This is a genomic window from Streptomyces geranii, from assembly GCF_002954775.1.
In the GTDB taxonomy this organism is placed as follows: domain Bacteria; phylum Actinomycetota; class Actinomycetes; order Streptomycetales; family Streptomycetaceae; genus Streptomyces; species Streptomyces geranii.
In genome coordinates, this window is record NZ_PJME01000030.1 from 15,483 (window position 1) to 36,683 (window position 21,201).

General features: G+C 71.5%; 21 protein-coding genes. 11 read left to right on the forward strand and 10 right to left on the reverse strand.

All coding sequences use genetic code 11. The features are described 5' to 3' along the window. Positions 1-5: 5 nt before the first annotated feature. A complete protein-coding gene (locus tag CW359_RS28845) occupies positions 6-701 on the reverse strand; it encodes a response regulator transcription factor (protein ID WP_105973109.1) in 696 nt (231 codons plus the stop codon). A 278-nt stretch (positions 702-979) separates the two neighbouring features. On the opposite strand from CW359_RS28845, the gene CW359_RS28850 reads away from it, so the two are divergent. Beyond that, a complete protein-coding gene (locus CW359_RS28850; protein ID WP_105973110.1) occupies positions 980-1,660 on the forward strand; it encodes a hypothetical protein in 681 nt (226 codons plus the stop codon). On the opposite strand, the gene CW359_RS28855 is transcribed toward CW359_RS28850, so the two are convergent. The 4 genes from CW359_RS28855 to CW359_RS28870 form a co-directional block, all read right to left on the reverse strand. Then, positions 1,642-3,096 (reverse strand): S8 family serine peptidase, encoded by a 1,455-nt coding sequence (locus CW359_RS28855; RefSeq protein ID WP_105973111.1) that lies wholly within the window; start codon positions 3,094-3,096, stop codon positions 1,642-1,644. The two genes, CW359_RS28850 and CW359_RS28855, sit on opposite strands and share 19 nt — an antisense overlap. 26 nt (positions 3,097-3,122) lie before the next feature. Further along, entirely contained in the window at positions 3,123-5,042 is a 1,920-nt protein-coding gene (locus CW359_RS28860) for a RiPP maturation radical SAM C-methyltransferase (RefSeq protein WP_105973179.1), read from the reverse strand. Between the two features lie 34 nt (positions 5,043-5,076). After that, complete coding sequence (locus tag CW359_RS28865; protein WP_157968656.1) at positions 5,077-5,439, reverse strand: hypothetical protein; 363 nt, start codon at positions 5,437-5,439, stop codon at positions 5,077-5,079. Positions 5,440-5,510: 71 nt separating this feature from the next. Then, positions 5,511-8,408, reverse strand: coding sequence for an AfsR/SARP family transcriptional regulator (locus CW359_RS28870; protein WP_198655420.1), 2,898 nt, complete (start codon positions 8,406-8,408; stop codon positions 5,511-5,513). A 259-nt stretch (positions 8,409-8,667) separates the two neighbouring features. On the opposite strand from CW359_RS28870, the gene CW359_RS28875 reads away from it, so the two are divergent. The 3 genes from CW359_RS28875 (at position 8,668) to CW359_RS28885 (ending at position 10,210) form a co-directional block, all read left to right on the forward strand. Then, on the forward strand, positions 8,668-8,952 hold the full coding sequence (locus CW359_RS28875; protein WP_198655421.1) for a hypothetical protein: 285 nt from the start codon (positions 8,668-8,670) through the stop codon (positions 8,950-8,952). Next, positions 8,949-9,650, forward strand: a complete 702-nt coding sequence (locus tag CW359_RS28880; protein WP_198655422.1) for a sensor histidine kinase — start codon at positions 8,949-8,951, stop codon at positions 9,648-9,650. Before CW359_RS28875 ends, CW359_RS28880 begins: the two co-directional genes overlap by 4 nt. Positions 9,651-9,790: 140 nt before the next feature. Continuing rightward, positions 9,791-10,210, forward strand: coding sequence for a hypothetical protein (locus CW359_RS28885; protein WP_105973114.1), 420 nt, complete (start codon positions 9,791-9,793; stop codon positions 10,208-10,210). 65 nt (positions 10,211-10,275) lie between these two features. Here CW359_RS28885 and CW359_RS28890 read toward each other — a convergent pair whose 3' ends face one another. Continuing rightward, positions 10,276-10,971, reverse strand: coding sequence for a L,D-transpeptidase family protein (locus CW359_RS28890; protein ID WP_105973115.1), 696 nt, complete (start codon positions 10,969-10,971; stop codon positions 10,276-10,278). Positions 10,972-11,267: 296 nt separating this feature from the next. Between CW359_RS28890 and CW359_RS28895 the strand changes: the two genes are divergently transcribed. Next, positions 11,268-11,864: a hypothetical protein gene (locus tag CW359_RS28895; protein ID WP_105973116.1), complete on the forward strand. Its 597-nt coding sequence runs from the start codon at positions 11,268-11,270 to the stop codon at positions 11,862-11,864. 8 nt (positions 11,865-11,872) lie between these two features. On the opposite strand, the gene CW359_RS28900 is transcribed toward CW359_RS28895, so the two are convergent. The 3 genes from CW359_RS28900 to CW359_RS28910 form a co-directional block, all read right to left on the reverse strand. Further along, entirely contained in the window at positions 11,873-12,793 is a 921-nt protein-coding gene (locus tag CW359_RS28900; protein WP_105973117.1) for an SDR family oxidoreductase, read from the reverse strand. Between the two features lie 57 nt (positions 12,794-12,850). Beyond that, a complete protein-coding gene (locus tag CW359_RS28905) occupies positions 12,851-13,459 on the reverse strand; it encodes a DUF6624 domain-containing protein (protein ID WP_408647530.1) in 609 nt (202 codons plus the stop codon). 79 nt (positions 13,460-13,538) lie between these two features. After that, positions 13,539-13,958, reverse strand: coding sequence for an ATP-binding protein (locus tag CW359_RS28910; RefSeq protein ID WP_105973118.1), 420 nt, complete (start codon positions 13,956-13,958; stop codon positions 13,539-13,541). Between the two features lie 289 nt (positions 13,959-14,247). On the opposite strand from CW359_RS28910, the gene CW359_RS28915 reads away from it, so the two are divergent. After that, complete coding sequence (locus CW359_RS28915; protein ID WP_105973119.1) at positions 14,248-15,084, forward strand: SDR family NAD(P)-dependent oxidoreductase; 837 nt, start codon at positions 14,248-14,250, stop codon at positions 15,082-15,084. Between the two features lie 411 nt (positions 15,085-15,495). On the opposite strand, the gene CW359_RS28920 is transcribed toward CW359_RS28915, so the two are convergent. Next, entirely contained in the window at positions 15,496-16,950 is a 1,455-nt protein-coding gene (locus CW359_RS28920; protein ID WP_105973182.1) for an NsdA family TPR-like regulatory protein, read from the reverse strand. A 313-nt stretch (positions 16,951-17,263) separates the two neighbouring features. On the opposite strand from CW359_RS28920, the gene CW359_RS28925 reads away from it, so the two are divergent. The 5 genes from CW359_RS28925 (at position 17,264) to CW359_RS28945 (ending at position 21,151) form a co-directional block, all read left to right on the forward strand. Continuing rightward, a complete protein-coding gene (locus CW359_RS28925; RefSeq protein WP_105973120.1) occupies positions 17,264-18,085 on the forward strand; it encodes a helix-turn-helix domain-containing protein in 822 nt (273 codons plus the stop codon). 3 nt (positions 18,086-18,088) lie between these two features. After that, positions 18,089-18,334, forward strand: coding sequence for a DUF397 domain-containing protein (locus CW359_RS28930; protein ID WP_105973121.1), 246 nt, complete (start codon positions 18,089-18,091; stop codon positions 18,332-18,334). 270 nt (positions 18,335-18,604) lie between these two features. After that, on the forward strand, positions 18,605-19,168 hold the full coding sequence (locus CW359_RS28935; protein ID WP_105973122.1) for a hypothetical protein: 564 nt from the start codon (positions 18,605-18,607) through the stop codon (positions 19,166-19,168). Positions 19,169-19,202: 34 nt separating this feature from the next. Beyond that, the gene (locus tag CW359_RS28940; RefSeq protein ID WP_105973123.1) at positions 19,203-20,012 is read left to right on the forward strand and encodes an SAM-dependent methyltransferase; all 810 of its coding nucleotides are present in this window, start codon (positions 19,203-19,205) and stop codon (positions 20,010-20,012) included. A 203-nt stretch (positions 20,013-20,215) separates the two neighbouring features. Continuing rightward, a complete protein-coding gene (locus CW359_RS28945) occupies positions 20,216-21,151 on the forward strand; it encodes an alpha/beta hydrolase fold domain-containing protein (RefSeq protein ID WP_105973124.1) in 936 nt (311 codons plus the stop codon). Positions 21,152-21,201 lie beyond the last annotated feature (50 nt).

The following is a 21,201-nucleotide window of genomic DNA, read 5'->3' on the forward strand; positions in this document are numbered from 1 at the left end:
GACCGTCAATTTCCTTCACCCGGACCGTCCTTGACGGTACGGCCGCCGTCGCCCAGGCCCGCGTCCCGGGCCCGGGCGACGGCGGCGGCACGGTCGGAGACCTGGAGTTTGAACAGGATCGACGACACATGGTTGCGGACGGTCTTCTCCGACAGGACAAGCCGGGCGGCGATCTGGTGGTTGCCGCAGCCGAGCGCGACGAGGTCGAGCACCTCCCGTTCGCGCTCGGTGAGTTCGGGGAACACCCGCTCCGCGTAGTCGCGGTGGGCGCCGGTGAAGAAGCCGACGATCCGGCGGGCCACGACTCCGCCGTACACCGCGTCACCGGCGGCGAGGGCGAGCACCGCCCGGACGATCTCCGTACGGTCGGCGTCCTTGAGGAGATAGCCACGGGCGCCGGCGCGCAGCGCGCCGAAGAGCGCCTGGTCGTCCTCGTACATGGTCAGCACCAGGACACCGAGGCCGGGGTGGCGGGCCACCAGGGCACGGGTGGCCGCGGTGCCGTCGAGGCCGGGCATGGCCAGGTCGGTCAGGACGACGTCGGGGGAGGTCCGTTCGACGGCCGCGAGGAGGTCTTCACCGTTGGCGGCCTCGGCGACGACGTCCACTTCTCCGCTCTCGCGCAGCGCGGCGGCGAGACCGTAGCGGAACATGGGGTGGTCGTCGGCGATGACCACCCGGACGGCGGGGTCTGCGGTCATGTTCCCTCCCTGGTACGGGGGTTGAGCCGACGTTCCGGGCGGGTGTCCCGGTGGCCGGGTGCGGGCGCCCCGCCCGGCCCGGACGATCCGCCCGGCGGGGTCGGGACGTGTGCCTCAGGCGGGTACGGGGGCGGCGCTCCAGGATGGCGGCCTGTGCCGCGACTCCGAGGAGCACCATGAGCATGCCCCTTTCCCCGTCCCCGTCCTCTTCTTCTCCGTCCCCCGGTTCCTCATCCTCTTCCTCTTCCTCCGACGCTCACAACTGGCTGCCGGCCGTCATGGCCTCGATCGCTCCTGTCGTCGGCTCCGTCGTCACGCTGGTGCTGCGCTCGCGCGACGCCGAGCAGGTCGCCCAGGTGGTCGTCGGCGTGCTCACGCTCATCGCCACCGGGCTGCCCCTGCTGCAGCGCTCCACCCTGGCCGACTGCCGCCGGGCCGCCCGACCTGGGCAGTCGCCGCTTCCCGTCCTCGGACCGCCCCTGCGGATCGTGCCGAGCCGAACCACCGTCGTCCTGTCCGCAGCGCTGGGCGTCGCGGCGTTCTGGCTGCTCTATCTGCTGACGACCTGGCTGGGTCTTGGCAGCCTCGGCTACTGGAGCGGCAAGTACCCCAGCGACCCGGCGGCGGTCTATCGCGCGGTCGCGCTGCGCAGCCTCGTCTTCCTGCTGGCCGGCATCTTCGCCCTGGCGGTCGCGATCGCGCACCGGCTGCGCCAACGGGCGCAGCCGGTGCTCACCTTGGCGGTCGTGCTGTACACCGGCGCCGTACTGCTCACCAACCTGGTGCTGGTGCACCACAAGGGCAGCGAGCCCCTGCCGGAGAACATCCTGGTACCGCTCCTGCTCGGGGTACTGGCCTGGCCGGTGTGCCGTGCCGCCTGCCGGCGTGCGGCGCGCACGCAGGACTTCTTCGACCTCGTGCAGGAGTTGAGGGCCAGGTCTCACCGGTCGGTGGGGTGATCGCCGAGCCAGAGGAGGGACTTCGTGGCGTTGGCGAGTCCGTATCCGGTCGCGGGGTCGTGGCCGGGGCGCGCGACGCCTCCCGTCATGAGGTTGCTGTGCCCCCTGACGACATCGGTCGCACCGCGTCGCAGGGCCTCACGGATCTCGTGCGGCTTCGCCTTCGGATATGCCTGCAGCAACAGTGCGCAGATCCCGGCCAGTTGTGGCGCGGCGGCGGACGTGCCGCTGGAGACGATCCAGCCGTCGGACGCCTTGGTGCCGTCCCCGTACTCGGCGTAGTTCCGGTCGATCTCGGAACCGGCCGGCGCGGGCAGCCTGATGTAGGCGCCGTTCGGCTGCATCCCCACGAGACCGCACAGGTCGGGAACGGTCCGTCCCGGAAACACCTTGCTCCTGAAACCGCTCGCGTAGTCGGACGCCTCGAACTGACCGCGCAGGTCCACGTGGACCCCGCCCACCGCGATGACGTCGGGATGCTGGGCCGGGAAGGCGTGGTGGCCGTTGCCCGCGGCGCACACGACCACGATGTTCTCGACGACCGCGAGCGCCAACGCCACGCAGAAGGCCTGCTGGACCGCCGAGAGGAACGGGTCGTCGATCTCCGGGTCCTTGATGTCGTAAGCCAGGCTGCAGCTGATGATCTGGGGCTTCGGGTCCTGGGCCACCGCGATGTTGAAGGCACCGAGCAGGTCTTTGCTGTGGCTCTTGACCATGGTGAAGTCGATACCGGGTGCCACGGCGAACGCGTTCGCGGACTCGGCGGTGCCGTGCCCGTCCGGATCGGCTTCCGGTCCTTCGGCCCCGGGACCCGGTACGACCCTGCCGGTCAGCTTCCTGTCGGCGAACCACCGGTGGCGTTCCCAGCCCGTGTCGACCATGGTGAGCCGGACGTCCTGGCCGATGATGCCCTTCTCCCGGACCGGCCGGACGCCGAGGTTCTCCGCCACCTGGTCGAGCGTGAGGTACGGCTGGTCGGCACTGGGCCGTGCCGCGGCGCGGTCGCTCATCATGACGGCCGGCTGTTCCAGCGCCACGCCCTCCAGGAACGCCGCCGCCGCGCACCGGTCGGTGGCGATGAAGCCGCGCAGGTCGCCCGTGGCAGTGTCGATGAACGTGCTCAGCCTGCGCTCGTCGACCGCGCCCGGCTTGATGACCTGCCGCTGCCGGGGTTTCAGCTCGGTGTGGAAGTAGCTCTCGTAGAGTTCGGGCGGGCCGGCGATGTTGATGGTCGCCGGGGAGTGTCCGAGGATGGTGAAGCCCGCCTCGGCCAGCGCGGTCTCCGCCCGGCGGGCGGCGTCCTCGTCGGAGATGAATTCCGTCGCGTTCTCCGTCGTGATGGAGTCGGCCTCGAAGAGCGAGATGTCTCCCCGGGATCGAGGGGAGGCATGGGCGTACACAATTGGTGGCAGGTGAACCTCTGTCGTGTGAGCCATGGTCGATACCCCCGGTGTTGTGGAGATCAGGGACGCTTCGCCGGAACGGCGAGCGCCACGTTCAGCGGGCCGTCCCGGAACACGATTCCGGCGTCCGCGAATTCCGAGAGGACACGTTCCACCTCCGCGACCGGCACCGGTGCGTCCAACCGCTCGCGCACACCGGCCACCGTGACGGGACGTTCGCAGCAGGCGATATGGATATCGGCCGCCAGTCCCTCCAGGAGATACGTGCCTTCGCTCCCCTTTCGCCGCCCGTCGTATATCTGTACGTAGTGCGGGGCCTGCCAGTAGTGCAGTACGGGAGGTGCCGTACCGTCCCGCCAGGCCTCCCGCCAGCCCGCCACCGCCCGGCGCAGCGGAACGTGGTCGGTGTCGGGGAGCGCCCCCTTCACCTCGCCTTCGAAGAAGTAGGCGATCCTGTCGAGGTCGACGTCGGCGGGGTAGACGTACGCGTAACTGGGTTCGGGGCGTAGGTCGTTCAGGAACTCCGCACGGCCGGTGTGGAGCGGGCTGAAGCGTTCCAGGGTGATGCGGTCGGCGCTCGCGGGCGGCTGGAGATGCCACAGGTACGGCAGCAGGGCGGCCTGGTCCGCGCTGTCCTGTGGGGTCTCGCCGGGAAATCCCCAGAGGATGTTCCAGGACACTTCGAGGCCGTAGTGCAGCGCCCAGCGCAGCAGGTTGACGTTCTGCGCGGCGGTGACTCCCTTGCGCATGAGGCGCAGCACGGACGAGCTGAGCGATTCCAGTCCCGGCTGGATCTGGGTGACGCCGGCTTCCGTCAGGAGTTTGATCTGCGCCCGGGAGACATTCGACTTGATCTCGTAGAAGATGTCGTAGCGCGTATCGCTTTCGACGAGAGCGGGAAGGAGTGTTCGCAGATAGCGGGTGTCGAGGATGTTGTCCACGGCCTCGAAACGGAAACTGCGGTATCTGCGGGCCAGTTGGGCGAATTCGACGAGAACCCGATCGGCCGATTTGGCACGGAACCGCATGTTCTCCCCGTTGAGTCCGCAGAACGTGCAGTGGTGTTTCATTCCCCACCAGCAGCCGCGGGCGGTCTCCAGCGGCAGGTACACCGTGCGCCGTGCCGTGCGCCGCAGCAGTCCGAGTTCCTCCGCGTGCCGGAAGTACTCGTCGTAGTCCGGTACCGGCAGATCGTCCAGCCGCTCCACGGGCCGCGCCGCAGGACCGGTCACCACCCCGTCGGCCGTGCGGCGTGCCAACCCGGGCACCCGGCTCAGGTCACCGCCCTCGGCGAGGGTGTCCAGGAGCAGCGGGAAGGACTCGTCCGCCTCGCCGATGACGGCCGCGTCGACACAGTCGGCGGCACGCAGCAGCTCGGTGCCCATGGTGCCGTCGAGGTTGGCACCGCCGAACAGGACGAACAGGTCCGGGTGGCGCTCCTTGAGCCGCCGGGCCAGCGCGACGGACGCCGTGTTCTGCTGGAACGTCGAGGTGAAGCCCACGACCCGGAAGTCACCCCAGGGGTAGCCATCGACGAGTGCGTCCAGGTAGGCGGGGATGTGGTCCCGGCGGACGCGCAGGAGCTGGTCGCGCAGCTGTTCCGGCTCGCCGTTCCACGCCTTGGCGATGTCGTCCACGTACTCGTCGAGGAACCGTGCCTCGGGATCGGGTGCGGCCGGGCCGAAGGCCTCGACGGAGAACAGCCAGTCGCCCAGCTGGCGCGGGCAGCGGTCGGCGAGGAAGCGGTAGAGGTCCGTGCCGAGGCCCGCCGCGAAGTCGAGGTTGGCGTGGAAGGTGCGGGCGGGGAAGCCGCGGGCGCTCGCGATCGCGCGCAGGAGGCCGAGCGGGAGGGAGGGCCGCCGGTCGTCCATGAACGGCATGCACACGAGGACCACCGGCCAGGCCGAACGGCCCCGGGCCGGGGCGTCCGCGGTGTCGCGCGCCGCGACAGGGGCGGGCACCTCACGCGTCCTTGGCATCAGCACCCCCTTCCGACGTCGACAGCACCCACGCCTACAGGTCCTCTCGCGGCTCCCTCCACCCGGGCAGCCGAGTTTTGCAGCTCGGGCACTTGGGGATCTTCCTGTCCTCCCGCGGCGGCTTGGAATACGAGACCTTGAACACCGTTGCCCCGCCGGTGCTCCCGCCCGGGACAGCCGCCGCGTCCAGCGCCTGAGCCATGGCACCGTCGCTCAGCGCACGACCGGCCACCTTGAACACCCTTTCGAGAGTGGCCTGTTCGTCACGCGTCAGCTCAGGCCCCAGGGTTCCCAGAGTCTTGGTGAGCCTCACGACCTGTTCCCAGTGGACCCGCACTTCGTCCATGAAGACCTCCCGCTGGCTGAATTGTCCGTTCCGGTCGAGATGTTCGGTCACGCCCAAGAATGTCGGGGAGTCTGGCGAGGGACGCCCCCTCCGTCAAGAGGCTCCGCCACCGTTCCGGGCCGTCAGTCGTACAGGCCGTCCAACTTGGCGCGTACGCCGGATGCCTCCCGGTGGTCCAGACCCTCAAGGAGGGTCAGCGCGCGGGTCCACGCGGCCCGGGCCGCCCCCGCGTCACGTGCGGCCAGATGCACGTCCCCGAGCGAGGACAGGGTGTCCGCCTCGTTGTAGCGGTCACCCTTCTCCCGGTAGAGGTCGAGCGCCCGCCGGTAGCACTCGGCGGCCTCCTCGAACCGGCTCAGCCGATGGTGCAGCCGACCGAGGCTGTCCCAGGTGTCGGCCTGGTCGAACCGGTCTCCCGTCGCCTCCTGGAGCCGCAGCGCCCGCTCGCAGTGGCGCAGGCCCTCTTCGTGCCGGCCCTGCTGGGAGCAGAACCAGCCGAGCGCGTTCAGCGCCCGGGCCTGACCGGTGCGGTGCCCCGCGGACTCGAACAGGAGGAGCGACCTCCGGGTGTGGACGAGCGCCTCCTCGTAGCGTCCCTCCCGGTCGCCGAGCCAGGCCAGCGTCCGATGCGCGTGCGCCTGACCGACCGGGTCACCGAGCGCCTCGTACAGGTCGAGTGCCCGCCGCAGATGGGTGGCGACGTCCTCATAGCGGCTGAGCCGCATGTACGCATAGGCCAGACAGCCGTGGCTCACCGCCCGACCCCGCCTGGTCCTCTGCCGACGCGCCGCCTCCAACGCCCGCCGGTGCACGGCGACGGAGTCCTGCCAGTGTCCGCCGCGGTCGAAGTACGGCATGAGGGTCCAGGCCAACTGCCAGACATGGGTGTTCAGTTGTGTGACCACCGCGCGCTCCTGCACCGCCAGCAGCACGGCGTGTTCAGTGGTGAACCAGGTGAGCGCCTCCTGATGATCCGCGAAGTCCTCCCCGACGACGGGTCCGGCGGCGGGTTCGGGCAGTGGCTCGGTCAACGGGTCGTCCCGGTGCGGGTTCAGGTGCAGGCTGGCCCGGTGGGCGCTGTGCAGATAGTGGTCGAGCATCCGGCGGACCGCCGTGTTCCGCTCGGGCAACGGGTCGTGGGTCAGGGCGAGTTCGGCGGCGTAGTCGCGCAGCAGGTCGTGCAGGGTGAAGCGGCCGGGTGCGGGCTCGGAGAGCAGGTGGCTTTCGGTCAGCTCGGTCAGCAGTGGCCGGGCCTCGGCCGGTGGCAGTCCGGCCAGTCCGGAGACCGCCGCCGTGCCGAGGTCGGGGCCGGGGTGCAGTCCCAGCAGGCGGAACAGCCGGGCCGCCGGTGCGCTGAGCCGTCGGTAGGACCAGGAGAACACCCTGCGGACGTTGGTGGCCTCGTCGCCGCCGTCCAGCAGGCTCAACGGGCCGCCGGAGGCATGCAGTTCCTTGGCCAGCGCGGCGAGCGGGAACTGCGGGTGGGTGGCCGCGCGGGCGGCCACCACGGCCAGGGCGAGCGGCAGCCGGGCGCACGAGGTGATGATGTCCCGCAGCGCTTCGGGGTCGGCGGCCAGGCGGTGCGCGCCGATACGGCGGCCCAGCACGCCTGTTGCCTCGGCGCGGGACATGAGGTCGAGGGCGACGGGTGTGGCGCCGTCGGTGGCGATCAGGCCGGTGAGCCGGTCCCGGCTCGTGACGACGCTGAAGCAGTCCGGGGAGCCCGGCAGCAACGGCCGCACCTGGTCGGCGTCGTGGGCGTTGTCCAGGACGACCAGCATGCGGCGGTTCGCCAACAGACTGCGGTACAGGCCGAGTTGGCCGTTCAGGTCGACGGGTATCCGGTGTGGCGGTACGCCCAGGGCGTCGAGGAAGCCGCGGATCGCCTCGGCCGGTTTCATCGCGGAGCCGCTCGGGTCGTAGCCGCGCAGGTTGACGTAGAGCTGTCCGTCGGGGAACCGGGCGCGGATCCGGTGGGCCCAGTGCACGGCCAGGGTGGTCTTGCCTACTCCGGCGGTGCCTCCGATCGCGGTGATCACGACGGCGCCGCCGTTCACCGGAGGCTCCGGCACGTCCGCTGTCGCCGGGCCGCCCGGCAGGAGGGCGTCCAATTGGGCGAGTGCGTCCTCGCGGCCGACGAAACCGGCCATGGGGTGCGGCAGTTGGGCGGGGACGACGGTGGTGGGCTCCGCCATGGGAGGAGGAGCTGCGCGGGTGATCGGGGCGGTCCTCGGCGGGTCCGGGGCGTGCGGCGCGTCGAGTTCGGGGTCGGCCGCCAGGATGCGCGCGTGCAGTCGGCGCAGTCGCTGTCCCGGCTCGATGCCGAGTTCGTCGCGGAGCAGGCGGCGGGCGTGGTGGTAGACGGCCAGGGCCTCGGCCTGCCGGCCACCGCGGTGCAGGGCCAGCATCAGCAGACCGTGCAGGCCTTCGCGCAGCGGGTGTTCGACGGTGAGCCGGCGCACCTCGCCGACCAGGTCGAAGTCATCGCCCAGCAGCAGGTCGGCCTCGATGCGCTCCTCCAGCACACTGAGCCGACGCTCCTCGAACCGGTCGCGCTCGGCGTCGAGCAGCGGACTCGACATGCCCTCGCAGAGCCGTCCCTGCCACAGGTCCAGCGCGGCGTGCAGTGCCCGTGCCGTGGCGGACAGGTCGCCCCCGGCCCGGGCGGCGTGCGCCTGGTCGATCAGCCGGTCCACGTCACGCAGGTCCAGTCGGCCGGTCCCGAGAGTCAGCAGATAGCCGGCCTCGGTCCAGGTGAGCAGGCCGGACGGCGCCCGGGGTGAACGTTCCGGCTCCAGCGCGCGGCGCAGTCCGGAGGCATGGCGTTGCAGGAGGTTGGCGGCGCGGGCCGGTGCCGTCCCGCCCCACACCGCGTCCATGAGCCGCTCCCGGCCCACCGGTCGGCCGGAGTTCAGGAGCAGTACGGCGAGCACCACGCGCTGCTGCAGCTGCCCGAGGTCCACCTCGGCGTCGCCGCGCCACGCCCGCAGCTGCCCGAACAGCTGAAAACGCAGTCCCATGGACGGCGATCGTGCGGTCATGACCGGCCCCCACCCCGGACGGCCCGGACAGCGACTGCCCTCCGCCTCGCAGTCCAAGCTAGCGCCGAACCGGGACAGGCACCCCCAACTTGTTGTGGAGCCCTGGTCGTTCGGACTGCAGCGGCGCGTGCAGCGGGGCCTGCAACGCGGGCGCGCACGCTGAGCGCAGACCCATCGGGCGGCGCCGGGCATCCGGTCGCTGATCCGTCCCTTTCCGTCGGCGACCAGCGAGGATCCCATGACCGACCTTCTGACCGCGGCCCGGGCCGAGGCGCTGTTCAGCAGCGACCTCGCCACGGGCACCGAACCGACACCGGCCGAGATCGCCGCGGCCATCCGGCGGTCGATCCGCAGCCACGGCGGCAGTCGCGGCTGTGCGTGCGCGCTGGCCGGGGCCTTCGGCGACCGCCCGGAGACCGCCGTACCCCGAATGCGCTGGGCCCTGCGCCTGGTGCGCGCCGTCTACCCCCGTACGACCCCGGTCGCGACCCGGACCCGTACGGACCGGAGGGCCGAGCGGTGAGGGCCCTGGTGCCGGGCGGTCCCGTAGCGCAGTCGTACCCGGTGTCCGTCGGGCACTCCGTGGGGCACGCCGTCGAGGCGGAGCGGGCCCGGTTGCGGCAGGACCTCCACGACGGGCTGGGCCCCCTGTTGTCGGGCATCGGGCTGTGTGCACACGCACTGTCGGACCGGCTCGGCGGGACGGGTCACGAGGTCGAGCACGCGCTGCTGGAGCGCATCCGTTCCGAGGTGGTGAACGCCGTGGCCGAACTGCGTCGGCTGATCGACGCGCGGCCCCCGGCCGCCGTGGAGGCGTACGGCCTCGTCGACGCGGTGCGCCGGTACGTCCGGTCGGCGCCGCCCGCGGCGGCCGTCGAGCTGGTGGCGACCGCGCTGCCGCCGCTGCCACCGGCGCTGGAGGCCGCCGCCTACCGGATCGTGACCGAGGCCCTGACCAACGTCGTGCGCCATGCCGACGCCCGCCTCACGCGCGTCACGCTCACCGCGGCGCACGGCTCCCTCCTGATCGGGGTGGCCGACGACGGCCGCGGCATCGCCTCTCCGCCGGGCGAAGCGGGGCTGGGAGTCGGGCCGGGAGCCGGACTGGGGGTCGGGCTGGGTTCCATGCGACGCCGGGCGGAGTCCCTGGGCGGGACCCTCAGCATCCGTACCGCACCGGGCGACGGCACCGAGGTGACCGTCGTGCTCCCGCTGCCGTGAGGACGGTGTCCCGGCGGGTGCGGGCAACGCGTCCGGTGCCGACGGGACCGCCGCCCCATGCGCCCGGAGAGCCGGGCGCCGCACGGTAGGAGGCATCCGACGACCGGCCCTCGACGGCCGGTCCCAGACAAGGAGTTCAGATGGCTTCCGGAAGCTTCCAACCGCTCGCCGTGCCCTCGAAGGCACTCGACGGCCGCATCAGCGCGATTCTCCTGGACCCGGACGGCAACCCGTCCGACGTCGTCAACAACGGAACGCCGGTCACCGTACGGGTCGAATGGAACCTCACCGGGTCCCTCGTCCCGTCGCTCGCGGGCACCTGGTACCTGCACGTCACCGTCGAGGAGGAGGGCGGCCCGAACGACTTCAAGGTGCCCGCACCTTCCCTGCCGGTGCCGCTGAACGGGCGCCCCGACTACCGGCGCGACATCGTCCTCACGACGCTGCAGGCCGGGAGCACCTACTCGCTCAGCGTCTCGCTGGCCTACCGGGACGTCCTCGGCTCGCCCCAGCAGCTCGGTGGCCGCGTGGACGTCGGCAAGGTGAACGTCCTGCTCTGACCACTGTCCCGGGGGAGTCCGCGTCCCGTTCCGCCGCGTCGGCGGGGCGGGACGCGGGCGTTCCGTCAGGTGCCCGGCTTGCGCCCGTACACGAAGACGTCGTCGCCGTTCTTCAGGAGCGACCAGTACTTCTTGGCGGTCGTCTTCGTCATGTTGACGCAGCCGTGCGAGCCGGGCGGGTTCCACATGCTGAGGCCGACCGAGTGGAAGGCCTGGCCGCCGTCGAAGAACTGGCTGTAGGGCATGGGCACGTCGTAGATGGACGAGACGTGGTCGATGTCCCGCCAGTAGATCTGCTTCAGGCCGGTGCGGGTCTCGTAGTTGTTGCGGCCGGTGCGGACCGGGACCGGGCCGTAGACGAGCCGGCTGCCGTCCTGGATCCAGCTGAGCTGGAGCGTGAGGTTGACGCAGGCGATCCGGCCCTTGTTGGTCGGGCACTTGCCTTCCTTGTTCGGCTTGTTGCCGACGGCCCGCTGCTTCAGCATCAGGTCCATCACGCCCCAGGTGACTGAGCCCGCGTAGCCCTGGTTGGGGGTGATGCCGTGCTTGTTCTGGAAGGCCTGGATCGCCTTGCAGTCGCCGGTCGACTGCACGCCGTCGACGGGCCGCCCGAGGAACTTCTCGACCTTCTTCTGGTACGGGCCTGTCTGCGTCGTACAGCTCGCGGCCTGTGCCGGGGCGGTGCCGAGCGCGAACGTGAGCGGCGCCACCAGCGCCGTGATCCCGAGCGCGACGGCGCCTCGTCTGCGTGCGTCCCCCATGGTGGACCCTCTCTCCTGCGTTCCGCTTACTACGTACGGGTGGTCATGCGTGTTCATACGTGTTCACGCGTGGTCTCTGCCAGCTAGACTCGCGTTTCGGATGATCGGTTGTGGTATTGGCCGGGTCGGGACGAAACGGTGACATTGCGGCCGGTGGCCCGGCTGTTCCCCCCGATCCGTCTCTTGCCCCGTCGGCGGCCCCGCCACCCTGTCGCGGGCCCAGGTATCGTCCGACGACCGCCTCGACCGTCAGACGGTACTGTCCCGGAGATCAACTGGGCGGCTAACGTGCGGACATGTCCGCGTTCATTCAGCAACTCCCCGCGCTCATAGGGGTCGTCATCGGCGCCCTCGGCTCCTACTGGGCCGTCGCACGAGGGGAACGTGTCCGCTTCCGCCGTGAGCGGGAGGCGCGTTGGGAGGAACGGCGGCTCGCGGTGTACACGGACTACGCGCGGGCGTTGAAGAAGTCGATCACCCTGACGTACCGGGTCGCGGCGGGCCTCGGCAACGACCCGCACCCGCATCCCCTCACCCTTGAGGAGGCGGCCCCGCTCCTCACCGAGGCCACCCTCGCCCGCGACCCGTCCGGCGAGGCACTGCTGCTGCTCGGCGACCCGGAGGTGGTGGCGAAGGCGCGGGAGTGGGTGGCGACGCTGCTGGCGATGGAGGGGTTCCTGCGGGCGCGGACCGAGGATCCGGCGGCCTGGCAGGCGCTGCTGGAGCGCCAGCGGGCCGGCCGCGAGGGCTACTACGCGGCCGTACGGAACGATCTGGCCCTGCCACCGGGCCACTCCGCCCGCTGGCCGGTGCTGCCCGCTCCCGGGAACACGGGCGGCTCGGGCGACACGGGAGGCGTGGGCGGCGGGGGCGGCGGGGGCGGCCGCAACTGACGTACTCCCTACCGGTATCCGCTCGTGTCCGCCGGCTTCCCCGGGTCCTGGACCTCGACCAGATAGCGCCAGGCGTCCGGGCGGCTGCCGTCGAGGTCGGTGAAGCCGTACACCTGGGCGAGCCCGCCGCTGGAGAGGGACTGGCCGTTCCAGCGGGCCAGGTCGGGGTCGGCGGCCAGGGCGGTCACGGCGCGGCCGACGAAGCGCGGGGTCTCCGAGATGGCGAAGTGCGGGATGCGTTCGATCGCGTCGCGCCAGTTCTCCTCGGCGACGCCGAAGTGTTCGAGCATCATCTCGGAGCGCAGCCAGCCGGGGGTCAGCGCGACGGCGGTGGCACCGCGCGGGCCGAGTTCGTGGCCGAGGGCGAAGCCCATGCGCAGGACGGCGGACTTGGCGAGGTCGTAGAAGAAGGTGCTGCGGTAGGTGGTGCCGTTGTATTCGGCGGTGCCGTCGGTCATCTCGACGACCAGGCCGCCGGGGTTGCGCAGCAGCAGGGGCAGGGCGTGGTGGCTGGTGATGGCGTGCGTCTCGACGGCGAGGCGCAGCAGGCGCAGGCCGTTGTCGAGGTCGTGCTCCCAGACCGGGCTCTCCCACTCGAAGAGTTTCTCGCCGCCCCAGATGTCGTTCACGAGGACGTCGAGCCGGTTCTGCTCCTGGGTGATGCGTTCGACCAGCGCCGCGACCTGGGCGGGTACGAGATGGTCGGTCGGTACGGCGATGCCGTGGCCGCCCGCCTCGGTGACCAGGTCGGCGGTGTCCTCGATGGTCTCCGGCCGGTCGTACTCGGAGCGCCGCTGCCGTGTACTGCGGCCGGTGACGTAGACGGTGGCTCCGGCGGCCCCGAGTTCCACGGCGATGCCGCGTCCGGCGCCTCGGGTGGCCCCCGCGACCAGGGCGACCTTGCCCGCGAGTTTCCTGTCCTGCGTCATGTCCGTGTCTCCTCCGTGCGTGACCGCGGGCCCGACGGCCCTGCCCTTGAACGGGCGTCACGACCAGGGTGTCGCCAATTCCGGACATCTGCTGTCGGGTATTCCGCTCACGGCGTGCCGCAGTGCGGGCAGATGCTCCGCCAGCGGGTCCAGCCCCACGTCCTGACGGCGCTCCTCGACCGTCTCGGGGTGGCGGATCGGGTACGGGCAGAGGGTCGCGGCGTCGATCCGGGTGCCGTAGAACTGCGGCTGGCCGAGTTCGACCGCGCAGTGGTCGGCGATGTAGGCGTGGTGGACGGCCGGGCAGCCGCCGTCGGCGACGGCTTCGGCGATCAGGTCTCGGCAGGTGAGCTGGAAGCCGAGGTCGGCGGTGTGCAGCAGGATCATCAGGGCGGCGGTGGAGGCGTGCTCGCCGACCTGGCCGGCCTCGGGCCAGCCGCGCCGGGCCACGAGCGATCTGAGGGCGTCGGCGTTGGCGGCGCGGCAGCGGGTGACGAAGTGCCGGTTGAGCCCCGTGGGCGACTCGCGGGCCCGCCGGGACAGTTGCTGGTCCTCCTCGGCCCGGCGTACGAGTTCGGCGGCAAGCGCGGCCTGCCCGGTCAGCGCGGTCAGCGCGGTCAGCGCGCCCGGTGGCGGCTCGCCGTCCGGGCCTCGTCGGGTCTCCATCTCGGTTTCCGTCTCGGTTCCCGTCTCGGTCTCCATGGGCGGTGCGCTCCTCATGCCGGTGTCCTGCCCCCGTCGGCCTTCACGTCTTCTCTCCTGTGACCAGCGAGAACCACACCTTCTTGCCCGGGGTGCCCGGATCCGGCGGCGCGGTGCCCCAGTCGTCCGCGAGCGCGGCGACGATCGCCAGTCCGCGCCCGGACTCGGCCGCGGTGCCCGGGGTGCGCGGCCGGGGCAGCAGGGGTGAGGGGTCCGAGAGGGTGACGCGCAGTTCGTGCTCCGTGTGTTCGAGGACGACGCCGATCGAGTCCGCGGCGCTCGTGCCGGTGTGCCGGACCGCGTTCGCGAACAGCTCGTCCGTCGCGAGGACGGCGTCGTCGAGCAGATGGGAGAGCTGCCAGAAGGTGAGGTTCGCGGCCACCGTGCGCCGTACCCAGGCCGCGCACGAGGGGCACGCGGGCACGGCGACCTGGAACAGGCGGGGCCTGCTGAGGGAGATCAAGGGAGCCTCACCTGATAGTTCACGTACACGTACACATCGTCCAAGCGGCCCGGAATCTCCGAGATCTCCGGGATCTCCGTACGGCCCGGGTCGCCGCCGCCCCGCCCGGTGCGACGGCCGGATAAGCCAGACGGGGACGCCGTCGATGCCGTCATCAGGACTCCTTCCGGTGCGCCGGAGCGCCGGTGGCTGTTGTCGTAGACAACAGCACCGGGGGCCTGCCGGGACAGGGAGTGCGGGGGTTGTCCGGTTGCATATGCGTAGTGACGGGGGCGGTAGGTTCCCGGACATGGAGTACGTGAACGAAGACCGGGCCACCGGCTCGCGGTACCGCTCCGGCGGCCCGGCCGGGGTACGGGGCAAGAGGGTGCTGGTCACCGGGGGTACCCGGGGGCTCGGCGAGCGGATCGTACGGCTGCTGCTCGCCGAGGGCGCCCTGGTGGCGACCTGTGCGCGCACGGAGGCCGGGCTGGCGGAACTCAGGGCGTCCCTGGACGAGGAGGAACGCGACCGGCTCCTCGTCGAGGTGCTGGACGTGGTGGAACCCGAACGGCTGGAGGAGTTCACCGCCAGCACGGCGAAACGTTTCGGCGGTGCACTGGACGGCGTTGTCGCCTGTGTCGGAGGCTCCCGGGGCGGCCGGATCGAACGGGCCGCCGCACAGGACTGGACGGCGACCTGGGAGCTGAACGCCGGCCACACGGCCCGCCTGGTCCGGGCCGCGCTGCCCGCGTTGCGGAGGGCGGGCGGTGGCTCGGTGGTGGTCATCGCGTCGATCTCCGGCTGGAAACCGGGACCGTACGCGCAGTACGGCGCGGCCAAGGCGGCCCAGATCCACCTGGCGACGTCCCTCGCCCGCGAACTCGGCCCCGACCGCATCCGCGTGAACGCGGTCTCCCCGGGCTCGATGCTGATCCCCGGCCGCCGCTGGGACCGTATGCGCAGGGAGGAACCAGAGGCGTACGCGGCGTTCACCGCCCGCGAGTTGCCCGGCGGCGAGCCGGTCACACCGGAGGAGGTGGCGGAGGTGGTCGCGTTCCTCCTGTCCGACGCGTCGAACGGCATCTCGGGCGCGAACGTACCGGTGGACCGGGCACAGAACGCGCCTACGCCGGAGGGGTATTGAGGTTGTGTGGGGCTGCGTGTGCGGGTGGCTGGGACACGGGGTGGCCGGATGGCCGGGCGGAGCAGTGGCTCGGGGGTCGGGCGGCCTGGTGGTCCGGCGCTCCGGCGCTCCGGCGCTCCGGCGCTCCGGCGACAGCGTGCCCCGGTAGCTCGATGGCGCGATGATCCGCTGGCCCTGCGACCCGACGGCTCGGTGGTCCGCAGGTTCGGTGATCGAGTGGCCCAGCGGCTCGGGGGTCCCGGAAGTCCGGTGATCCAGCGGCAGGCGGCGCAGCGGCCCGGTGATCGATTGGCACCGTGACCCGGTGATCCAGCGGCCCATGACCCGATGCCCCGGCGGCTCGGCGGCTCGGCGGCTCGGCGGTCCGGTGGTCCGGTGGTCGAGTGGCTCCGCCACCGGACCGCCCTGCCGCTAAGCCACCGCCCCCAGCACCGCCCGCGACCTCCGCTCGAAATCCTGTACCGTCGGCTCCCCCCGATGCGGAGCCAATCGCCCCCGGAAGTCGCGCAAAGCCTGGATCGAGCGTTCGCTGTGGACTCCGCTCAGGGCGTCGAGGGCCTCCGTCGCTGTGTCGAGGGCCTCGTCCAGGCGGTGTTGTTGCAGGTGGGCCGTGGCCAGTACCGAGCGGCTGATGGCCTGGCGGCGGCGGCGGTCGGCGTGGGCTCGTACCGATTGTTTCGCCGTGTTCTCCGCCTGGGACGCCCAGCCGAGGTCGCGGAAGCACACCGCCGACTCCGCCTCCAGGTAGTGGTGGTCCAGGAAGCGCACCCACGGGGACTCCTCTGCGCTGCCCCGGCTCGCGGCCAACTGCCGCTCGGCCGCTTGCAGGGCGTCGGAGGTCTCGCGGGGGCGGCCCAGTGCCGCGTGGCCCCGGGCCGACATGGCGTACAGGCGCATCAGACCGAGCGGGCTGCCCGCGCCCCTCGCCGTGGCGAGGCCCGCGCGGGCCAGGCACACGCCCTCGTCGGGGCGGCCGAGGCTGGTCGCCAGGTGGGACAGGCCGGCCAGGATCTGGCCGCCGAGCACCCGGTCGCGACCCTCGGCGCAGAGCCGCAGCCCCTGGGTCATGTAGCGCTGCGCGAGCCCGTACTCCCCCGCGTCGTAGGAACTCCAGCCGGCCATCGCCGCGAGGCGGGCGGCGGCGGCGAACAGTTCGCGCAGCCGGAGCGGGGCGAGGCCGCGCTGCTGGAGCATGGGGATGATCTCGGTGGACAGGTAGTGCACGATGCTGGTGCGCACCCCGCCGCCCCCGTAGTGGTTGTCCATCTCGTCGAACATGCCGATCATCGCGTGGACCTGTTCCACCGGACCGGCGGAGCCGGGGGGCGGCACAGCGGCCGTCGCGAGGCGGACGGCGCCCGTGTCACGGGCCTCGCCGCTCGCCCCCTCGTTCTCCAACAGCCAGAGCAGCCACTCCCGCTGAGGGTTCGTCAGGGCGCCCGCGACGAACGGGACCGTGCCGAGGAGCGTGCGCCGGGAGATGTCGGTGGAGCCCAGTTCCGCCAGCGTGTGCAGGGTTTCCGCCACGTCCTCTCCGTACACGAGTGCCCTGCCCACGACGGGTCGTTGCTGCTCGGGTACGAACCCCAGGTCCGCCGGGGAGAGCGGGCGGGACAGGCGTTCGCAGAGCACGGCCGCGATCAGCTCGGGCGTGCCGCCCCGGGGTTGCTGACCCTGGAGCCAGCGGGTGACCGACGCCTTGTCGTAGTTGGTGTCCACGCCCTGCCGGCGGCCCAGTTCGTTCACGCGGTGCGCGAGTGAGGCGTACGAGCAACCGGCGTCCTTCAACGCGGTCGCCAGCGCCTTGTTGGCGCCGCCCGCGCCCTTGCCGGAACTTCTCGGTTGTCCGTTCGTCACGGCGGCCATCCAGGTCTCGCAGTCTCGCATCACGTCGTATGGGGGGGGCTTCGTCGCCCCGGCCGGAGCTGTCGGGTCGTCAACTTCCCGGCGGGCGGACGAGGTTCGGGGACACCGGCGCGTGATGTGCGCCAGGTCACTCGATCACTATGGTGACCGACAGGCACAGCTCGCAACCTTCGTTCTGATAATTTCAGAATGAAGCGCAAAGGCCTGTCGGTGTCAACCGAGGACGTGGCACACTGCCCGCTGTGACGGCGGTCCCCGGAGGTCCCACGTGAGCGAGAACCGCTCAGGCGGAAGTGCCCCCACGGTCCTTCGGATGGTCCTCGGCAAGCGGCTGAGGCATCTGCGGGAGCGGGCAGGCGTGTCGTTCGAGGAGGCCGCTCGGGCGATCGAGGTCACGCCGTTGACGGTCCGCCGGATGGAGAAGGCCGAGGTCGGCCTCCGCATCCCCTACGTGAAGGAGTTGCTGCGCACCTACGGGGTCCTGGCCAAGGAGGTCGACGACTTCCTGAAGCTGGCCAGGGAGGCCAACAAGCCCGGCTGGTGGTACAAGTACCGCGATGTGCTGCCGGACTGGTTCAGCGCCTATGTGAGCCTGGAGAGCGAAGCCACCGTCATCCGGCTCTACGAACCCCACTACGTCCCGGGCCTGTTGCAGACCCACGACTATGCCGCCGCGCTGCTGCGCATCGGCTTTCCCAACGAGAGTCCCGAGGACATCCGGCGCCGCGTCGACCTGCGGCTCAGGCGCCAGGATCTGCTCGACAAGCCCGAGGCGCCCGCCGTCTGGGCCGTACTGGACGAGACCGTACTGCGTCGGCCCGTGGGCGGAGCCGAGGTGATGCGGGCTCAGATCGACCACCTCGTCGAGGTGTTGGCGTACCCGAAGGTCCGTATCCAGATCATGCGCTTCGCCGTCGGCCCGCATCCCGGAGCCTTCGGCCCCTTCCACTACTTCCGCTTCGGCTTCTCCGAACTGCCCGACGTCGTCTACACGGAGAGCCTCGCCGGCGCGCAGTACTTCGACCAGCCCGCCGACGTCGTGACATACCTGGAGGTACTGGACCGGATGTCCGTCCAGGCGGAGCCGGTCGCTCGGACCAGGGAGACCCTGGCAGCACTGCGTAAGGAGTTGTGAACCATGGCAACCGACGGCCCCATCCACAGCGGGATGCCCGCGTCCGAACTCGGCTCCGAGGGCTGGCACAAGCCCTGGAGCGGTACCAACGGCGGCAGTTGCGTCGAGGCCAAGCGACTGCCCGACGGCAGCGTCGCGTTCCGGCAGTCCAAGGACCCGGACGGGCCCGCGCTGGTCTACTCCCGGGACGAGATCGTGTCGTTCCTCGAAGGCGCCAAGTCCGGCCAGGCCGACTTCCTGATCGCCTGACCGACCGACCGCCCACCCGCCTGACCCATCGGCGCGGGGTTCCGGCGCACGGCGCACCACCACACCCGCACAACCGGACAACCCGCACGCGCACTCCCGCCGTGCCGGAGTCCCGTACACACTGAGGGAGTTGACGCACCACCCGCACGCACCACACTCCGAAGGGAGCGGCATGCGCACGCCGCCTCGCGTCCAGGGCCGAGCCATGCCGCCCGGGCGCACCGGCCTCCCCTGCCGAGCCGCTCCCCGAGGGGTGGGGACGACCTCGCGATGAGCCTGCCGCCGTCCGCCGCGGAGAGCATCGCCTCGTACCGGACCCTGGTCGTCGAGGGCCACGAGGGTGTCCGCCGCACGCATCTGTTCGCCGAACTGGCCTTGCTGGGCTTCCCGTTACGGTGCCGGCCGGGCGGTCTGCACCATCTGGACCCCACCCTGCCCTACCGCGACCTGCTGGCCGCGCCGGGCCCGCTCGTCATCGACGGCGGGATCGTCGGGGAACTCGTCTACGGTCCACTGCGCCACGGACGGTCCCGGGTGACCTGGATCCAGGTGCTCGACCTCGCCGAGGCGGTCGCCGAGCGCGACGGCGCGATGCTCCACCTCACCGGCGCCGGGCCCGCCGCCGACGGCTCGGAGGCCACGGCCGCCGCCCTCGCGTACGCCCGGGTGTTCCGCACACTCGCCCAGCACGTACCCGTCGTCACCGTCGACATCACCGGACCGGCCACCGACCTGCCCGCCGAGTCGCCCCCCGAGCCGGGCCACCGCATCCGTGCACCCTCGTTCCGCCAGTCCCAACTCCGGCATACAACACGGAAGTTGACGATAGGTTAGCGAAGTCCGCGCGAGGCGAATCAGGAGAACCCCGATGACAGACGGCCGGCCGACCCCCGACCAGGAAGCACTGTCCAAGATCGACACCACGGTGCCGCACTCCGCCCGTATCTGGAACTACTGGATGGGCGGCAAGGACAACTACGAGGTGGACCGCCAGGCGGGCGACGAGTACCGCGAGATCGCCCCCAACATCGAGACGATGGCCCGGGCCTCGCGCGTCTACCTCATCCGCGCGGTCACCTTCGTGGCCCGCGAACGCGGCATCCGCCAGTTCCTCGACATCGGCACCGGCCTGCCGACGTACGACAACACGCACCAGGTGGCCCAGAAGGTGGCCCCCGAGTCGCGCATCGTCTACGTCGACAACGACCCGCTGGTCCTGCGGCACGCGCAGGCGCTGCTCACCAGCACCCCCGAGGGCACCACGGACTACGTGGACGCGGATCTGCGCGAGCCCGAGAAGATCATCGAGGCGGCGGGCAGGTTCCTGGACTTCGACAAGCCGGTCGCGCTGATGCTGATGGGCATCCTCGGCCACATCCAGGACTGGGAGGAGGCCAAGTCGATCACCCACCGCCTCCAGGCGGCGCTGCCCCCGGGCAGCTACTTCGTGCACTACGACAGCACCGACACCGACGAGGAGCTGAAGCGCGCGCAGCAGGGATACGACGACACGGGCGCCGTCCCGTACGTCCTGCGCAGCCCCGACAAGCTCTCCGCGCTCTACGAGGGTCTTGAGCTGCTGGAGCCGGGCATCGTCTCCTGCCCCCTTTGGCGCCCGGAGCCCGGCACCTCGCCGGAGCCGACGGACGTGTTCGGAGGGATCGCCTACAAGGCGTAACCCCCGCCGCCGGGACAGCCTCGCCGTCCGAGGCCGGCCCGCCACCCGAGGCCGGCCCGCCACCCGGGGCCGACCCGCCACTCGGAACCGATCCGTCGCCCGGGGCCGATCCTTCACCACTTCCGCTGTACCGAGCGGTCGTGTTTAATGTCAGCCTGTCGATCGACAGGATTCCTGGCAATAGCCCGACCGAACGGAACCGCATGTCCCTCCTCGCCAGGCCTGCGGTGGCCTCCCTCATCGCCAAGACGATGCAACGTCTCCTCACACTGGCGGGCAGTCGGTCCAGCGGGCGCGGTTCCGCCGCCGCGTACCACGCCCGCCTCCCCGAATTCCCGCGCCGGACCAGCGAGTTGACGATCCCGACCTCGGTCGCCCCGGCCCGCGTCACGGTCCACCGGCCCGCGACCGAGGACCCGGCCCCGCCGGTCCACGTGAACTTCCACGGCGGCGGTTTCATCCTCGCGGTGACGGAGACGGACGACGCCTTCTGCCGTGCCGTCGCAGCGCAGGCGGGCGTGGTGGTAGTCAATGTGGACTATGTCGTCGCTCCGCAGTACCCCTTCCCGGCCCCGCCCCGGCAGGCGTACGAGGTGGTCCGGTGGATCGCCGGGCACGGCGCCGAGCACGGCTGGGACGGCACCCGGCTCACCGTCGGCGGGCAGAGCGCGGGCGGCGGTCTCGCGGCGGCCGTGGCACGCCAGGCCCTGGAGGAGAACGGCCCGTCGATCGCCCTCCAGGTCCTGCACTACGCGCCGCTCGACCTCGCGACCGCCGCGAAGGACAAGCCGGCGGCCATCGCCAAGCCGCTGCTGCGCCCGTGGATGGGCGAGGTGTTCGACAGCGCGTACGTCCCGGACCCGGCCCTGCGCGCCGACCGCCTCGTCTCCCCCGGCCACCCGAAGGAGACCGCGGACCTCAAGGGCATCGCCCCGGCCCTGGTCGTCACGGCCGCGCACGACCGCCTCCTGGCGGAGAACAAGCGCTACGCCGAGCGGCTGCGCCAGGTGGGCTCCCTGGTCGAGCACCACGACATGGCCGGCGTCGACCACGGCTACGACCTCGACGACGACGAGAAGGGCCGGGAGATCTACGCCTTCATCGCCGACCACGTACGGCGGGCCACGGCGGGCGCCTGACTCCGGCGCCCGCCCCTCCCGTACGGCGCTGACCGCCGGCGTTCGCCGCC

Bases quoted from the DNA above. Each gene is read 5' to 3' on its own strand.
- CW359_RS28940 (WP_105973123.1), top strand. From the start codon at position 19,203: ATGACAGACGGCCGGCCGACCCCCGACCAGGAAGCACTGTCCAAGATC.
- CW359_RS28900 (WP_105973117.1), bottom strand. From the start codon at position 12,793: ATGACGCAGGACAGGAAACTCGCGGGCAAGGTCGCCCTGGTCGCGGGG.
- CW359_RS28905 (WP_408647530.1), bottom strand. From the start codon at position 13,459: ATGGAGACCCGACGAGGCCCGGACGGCGAGCCGCCACCGGGCGCGCTG.
- CW359_RS28875 (WP_198655421.1), top strand. From the start codon at position 8,668: ATGACCGACCTTCTGACCGCGGCCCGGGCCGAGGCGCTGTTCAGCAGC.
- CW359_RS28845 (WP_105973109.1), bottom strand. From the start codon at position 701: ATGACCGCAGACCCCGCCGTCCGGGTGGTCATCGCCGACGACCACCCC.
- CW359_RS28870 (WP_198655420.1), bottom strand. From the start codon at position 8,408: ATGGGACTGCGTTTTCAGCTGTTCGGGCAGCTGCGGGCGTGGCGCGGC.
- CW359_RS28945 (WP_105973124.1), top strand. From the start codon at position 20,216: ATGTCCCTCCTCGCCAGGCCTGCGGTGGCCTCCCTCATCGCCAAGACG.
- CW359_RS28915 (WP_105973119.1), top strand. From the start codon at position 14,248: ATGGAGTACGTGAACGAAGACCGGGCCACCGGCTCGCGGTACCGCTCC.
- CW359_RS28930 (WP_105973121.1), top strand. From the start codon at position 18,089: ATGGCAACCGACGGCCCCATCCACAGCGGGATGCCCGCGTCCGAACTC.
- CW359_RS28935 (WP_105973122.1), top strand. From the start codon at position 18,605: ATGAGCCTGCCGCCGTCCGCCGCGGAGAGCATCGCCTCGTACCGGACC.
- CW359_RS28885 (WP_105973114.1), top strand. From the start codon at position 9,791: ATGGCTTCCGGAAGCTTCCAACCGCTCGCCGTGCCCTCGAAGGCACTC.
- CW359_RS28850 (WP_105973110.1), top strand. From the start codon at position 980: ATGGCCTCGATCGCTCCTGTCGTCGGCTCCGTCGTCACGCTGGTGCTG.
- CW359_RS28860 (WP_105973179.1), bottom strand. From the start codon at position 5,042: ATGCCAAGGACGCGTGAGGTGCCCGCCCCTGTCGCGGCGCGCGACACC.
- CW359_RS28925 (WP_105973120.1), top strand. From the start codon at position 17,264: ATGGTCCTCGGCAAGCGGCTGAGGCATCTGCGGGAGCGGGCAGGCGTG.
- CW359_RS28920 (WP_105973182.1), bottom strand. From the start codon at position 16,950: ATGGCCGCCGTGACGAACGGACAACCGAGAAGTTCCGGCAAGGGCGCG.
- CW359_RS28895 (WP_105973116.1), top strand. From the start codon at position 11,268: ATGTCCGCGTTCATTCAGCAACTCCCCGCGCTCATAGGGGTCGTCATC.
- CW359_RS28890 (WP_105973115.1), bottom strand. From the start codon at position 10,971: ATGGGGGACGCACGCAGACGAGGCGCCGTCGCGCTCGGGATCACGGCG.
- CW359_RS28855 (WP_105973111.1), bottom strand. From the start codon at position 3,096: ATGGCTCACACGACAGAGGTTCACCTGCCACCAATTGTGTACGCCCAT.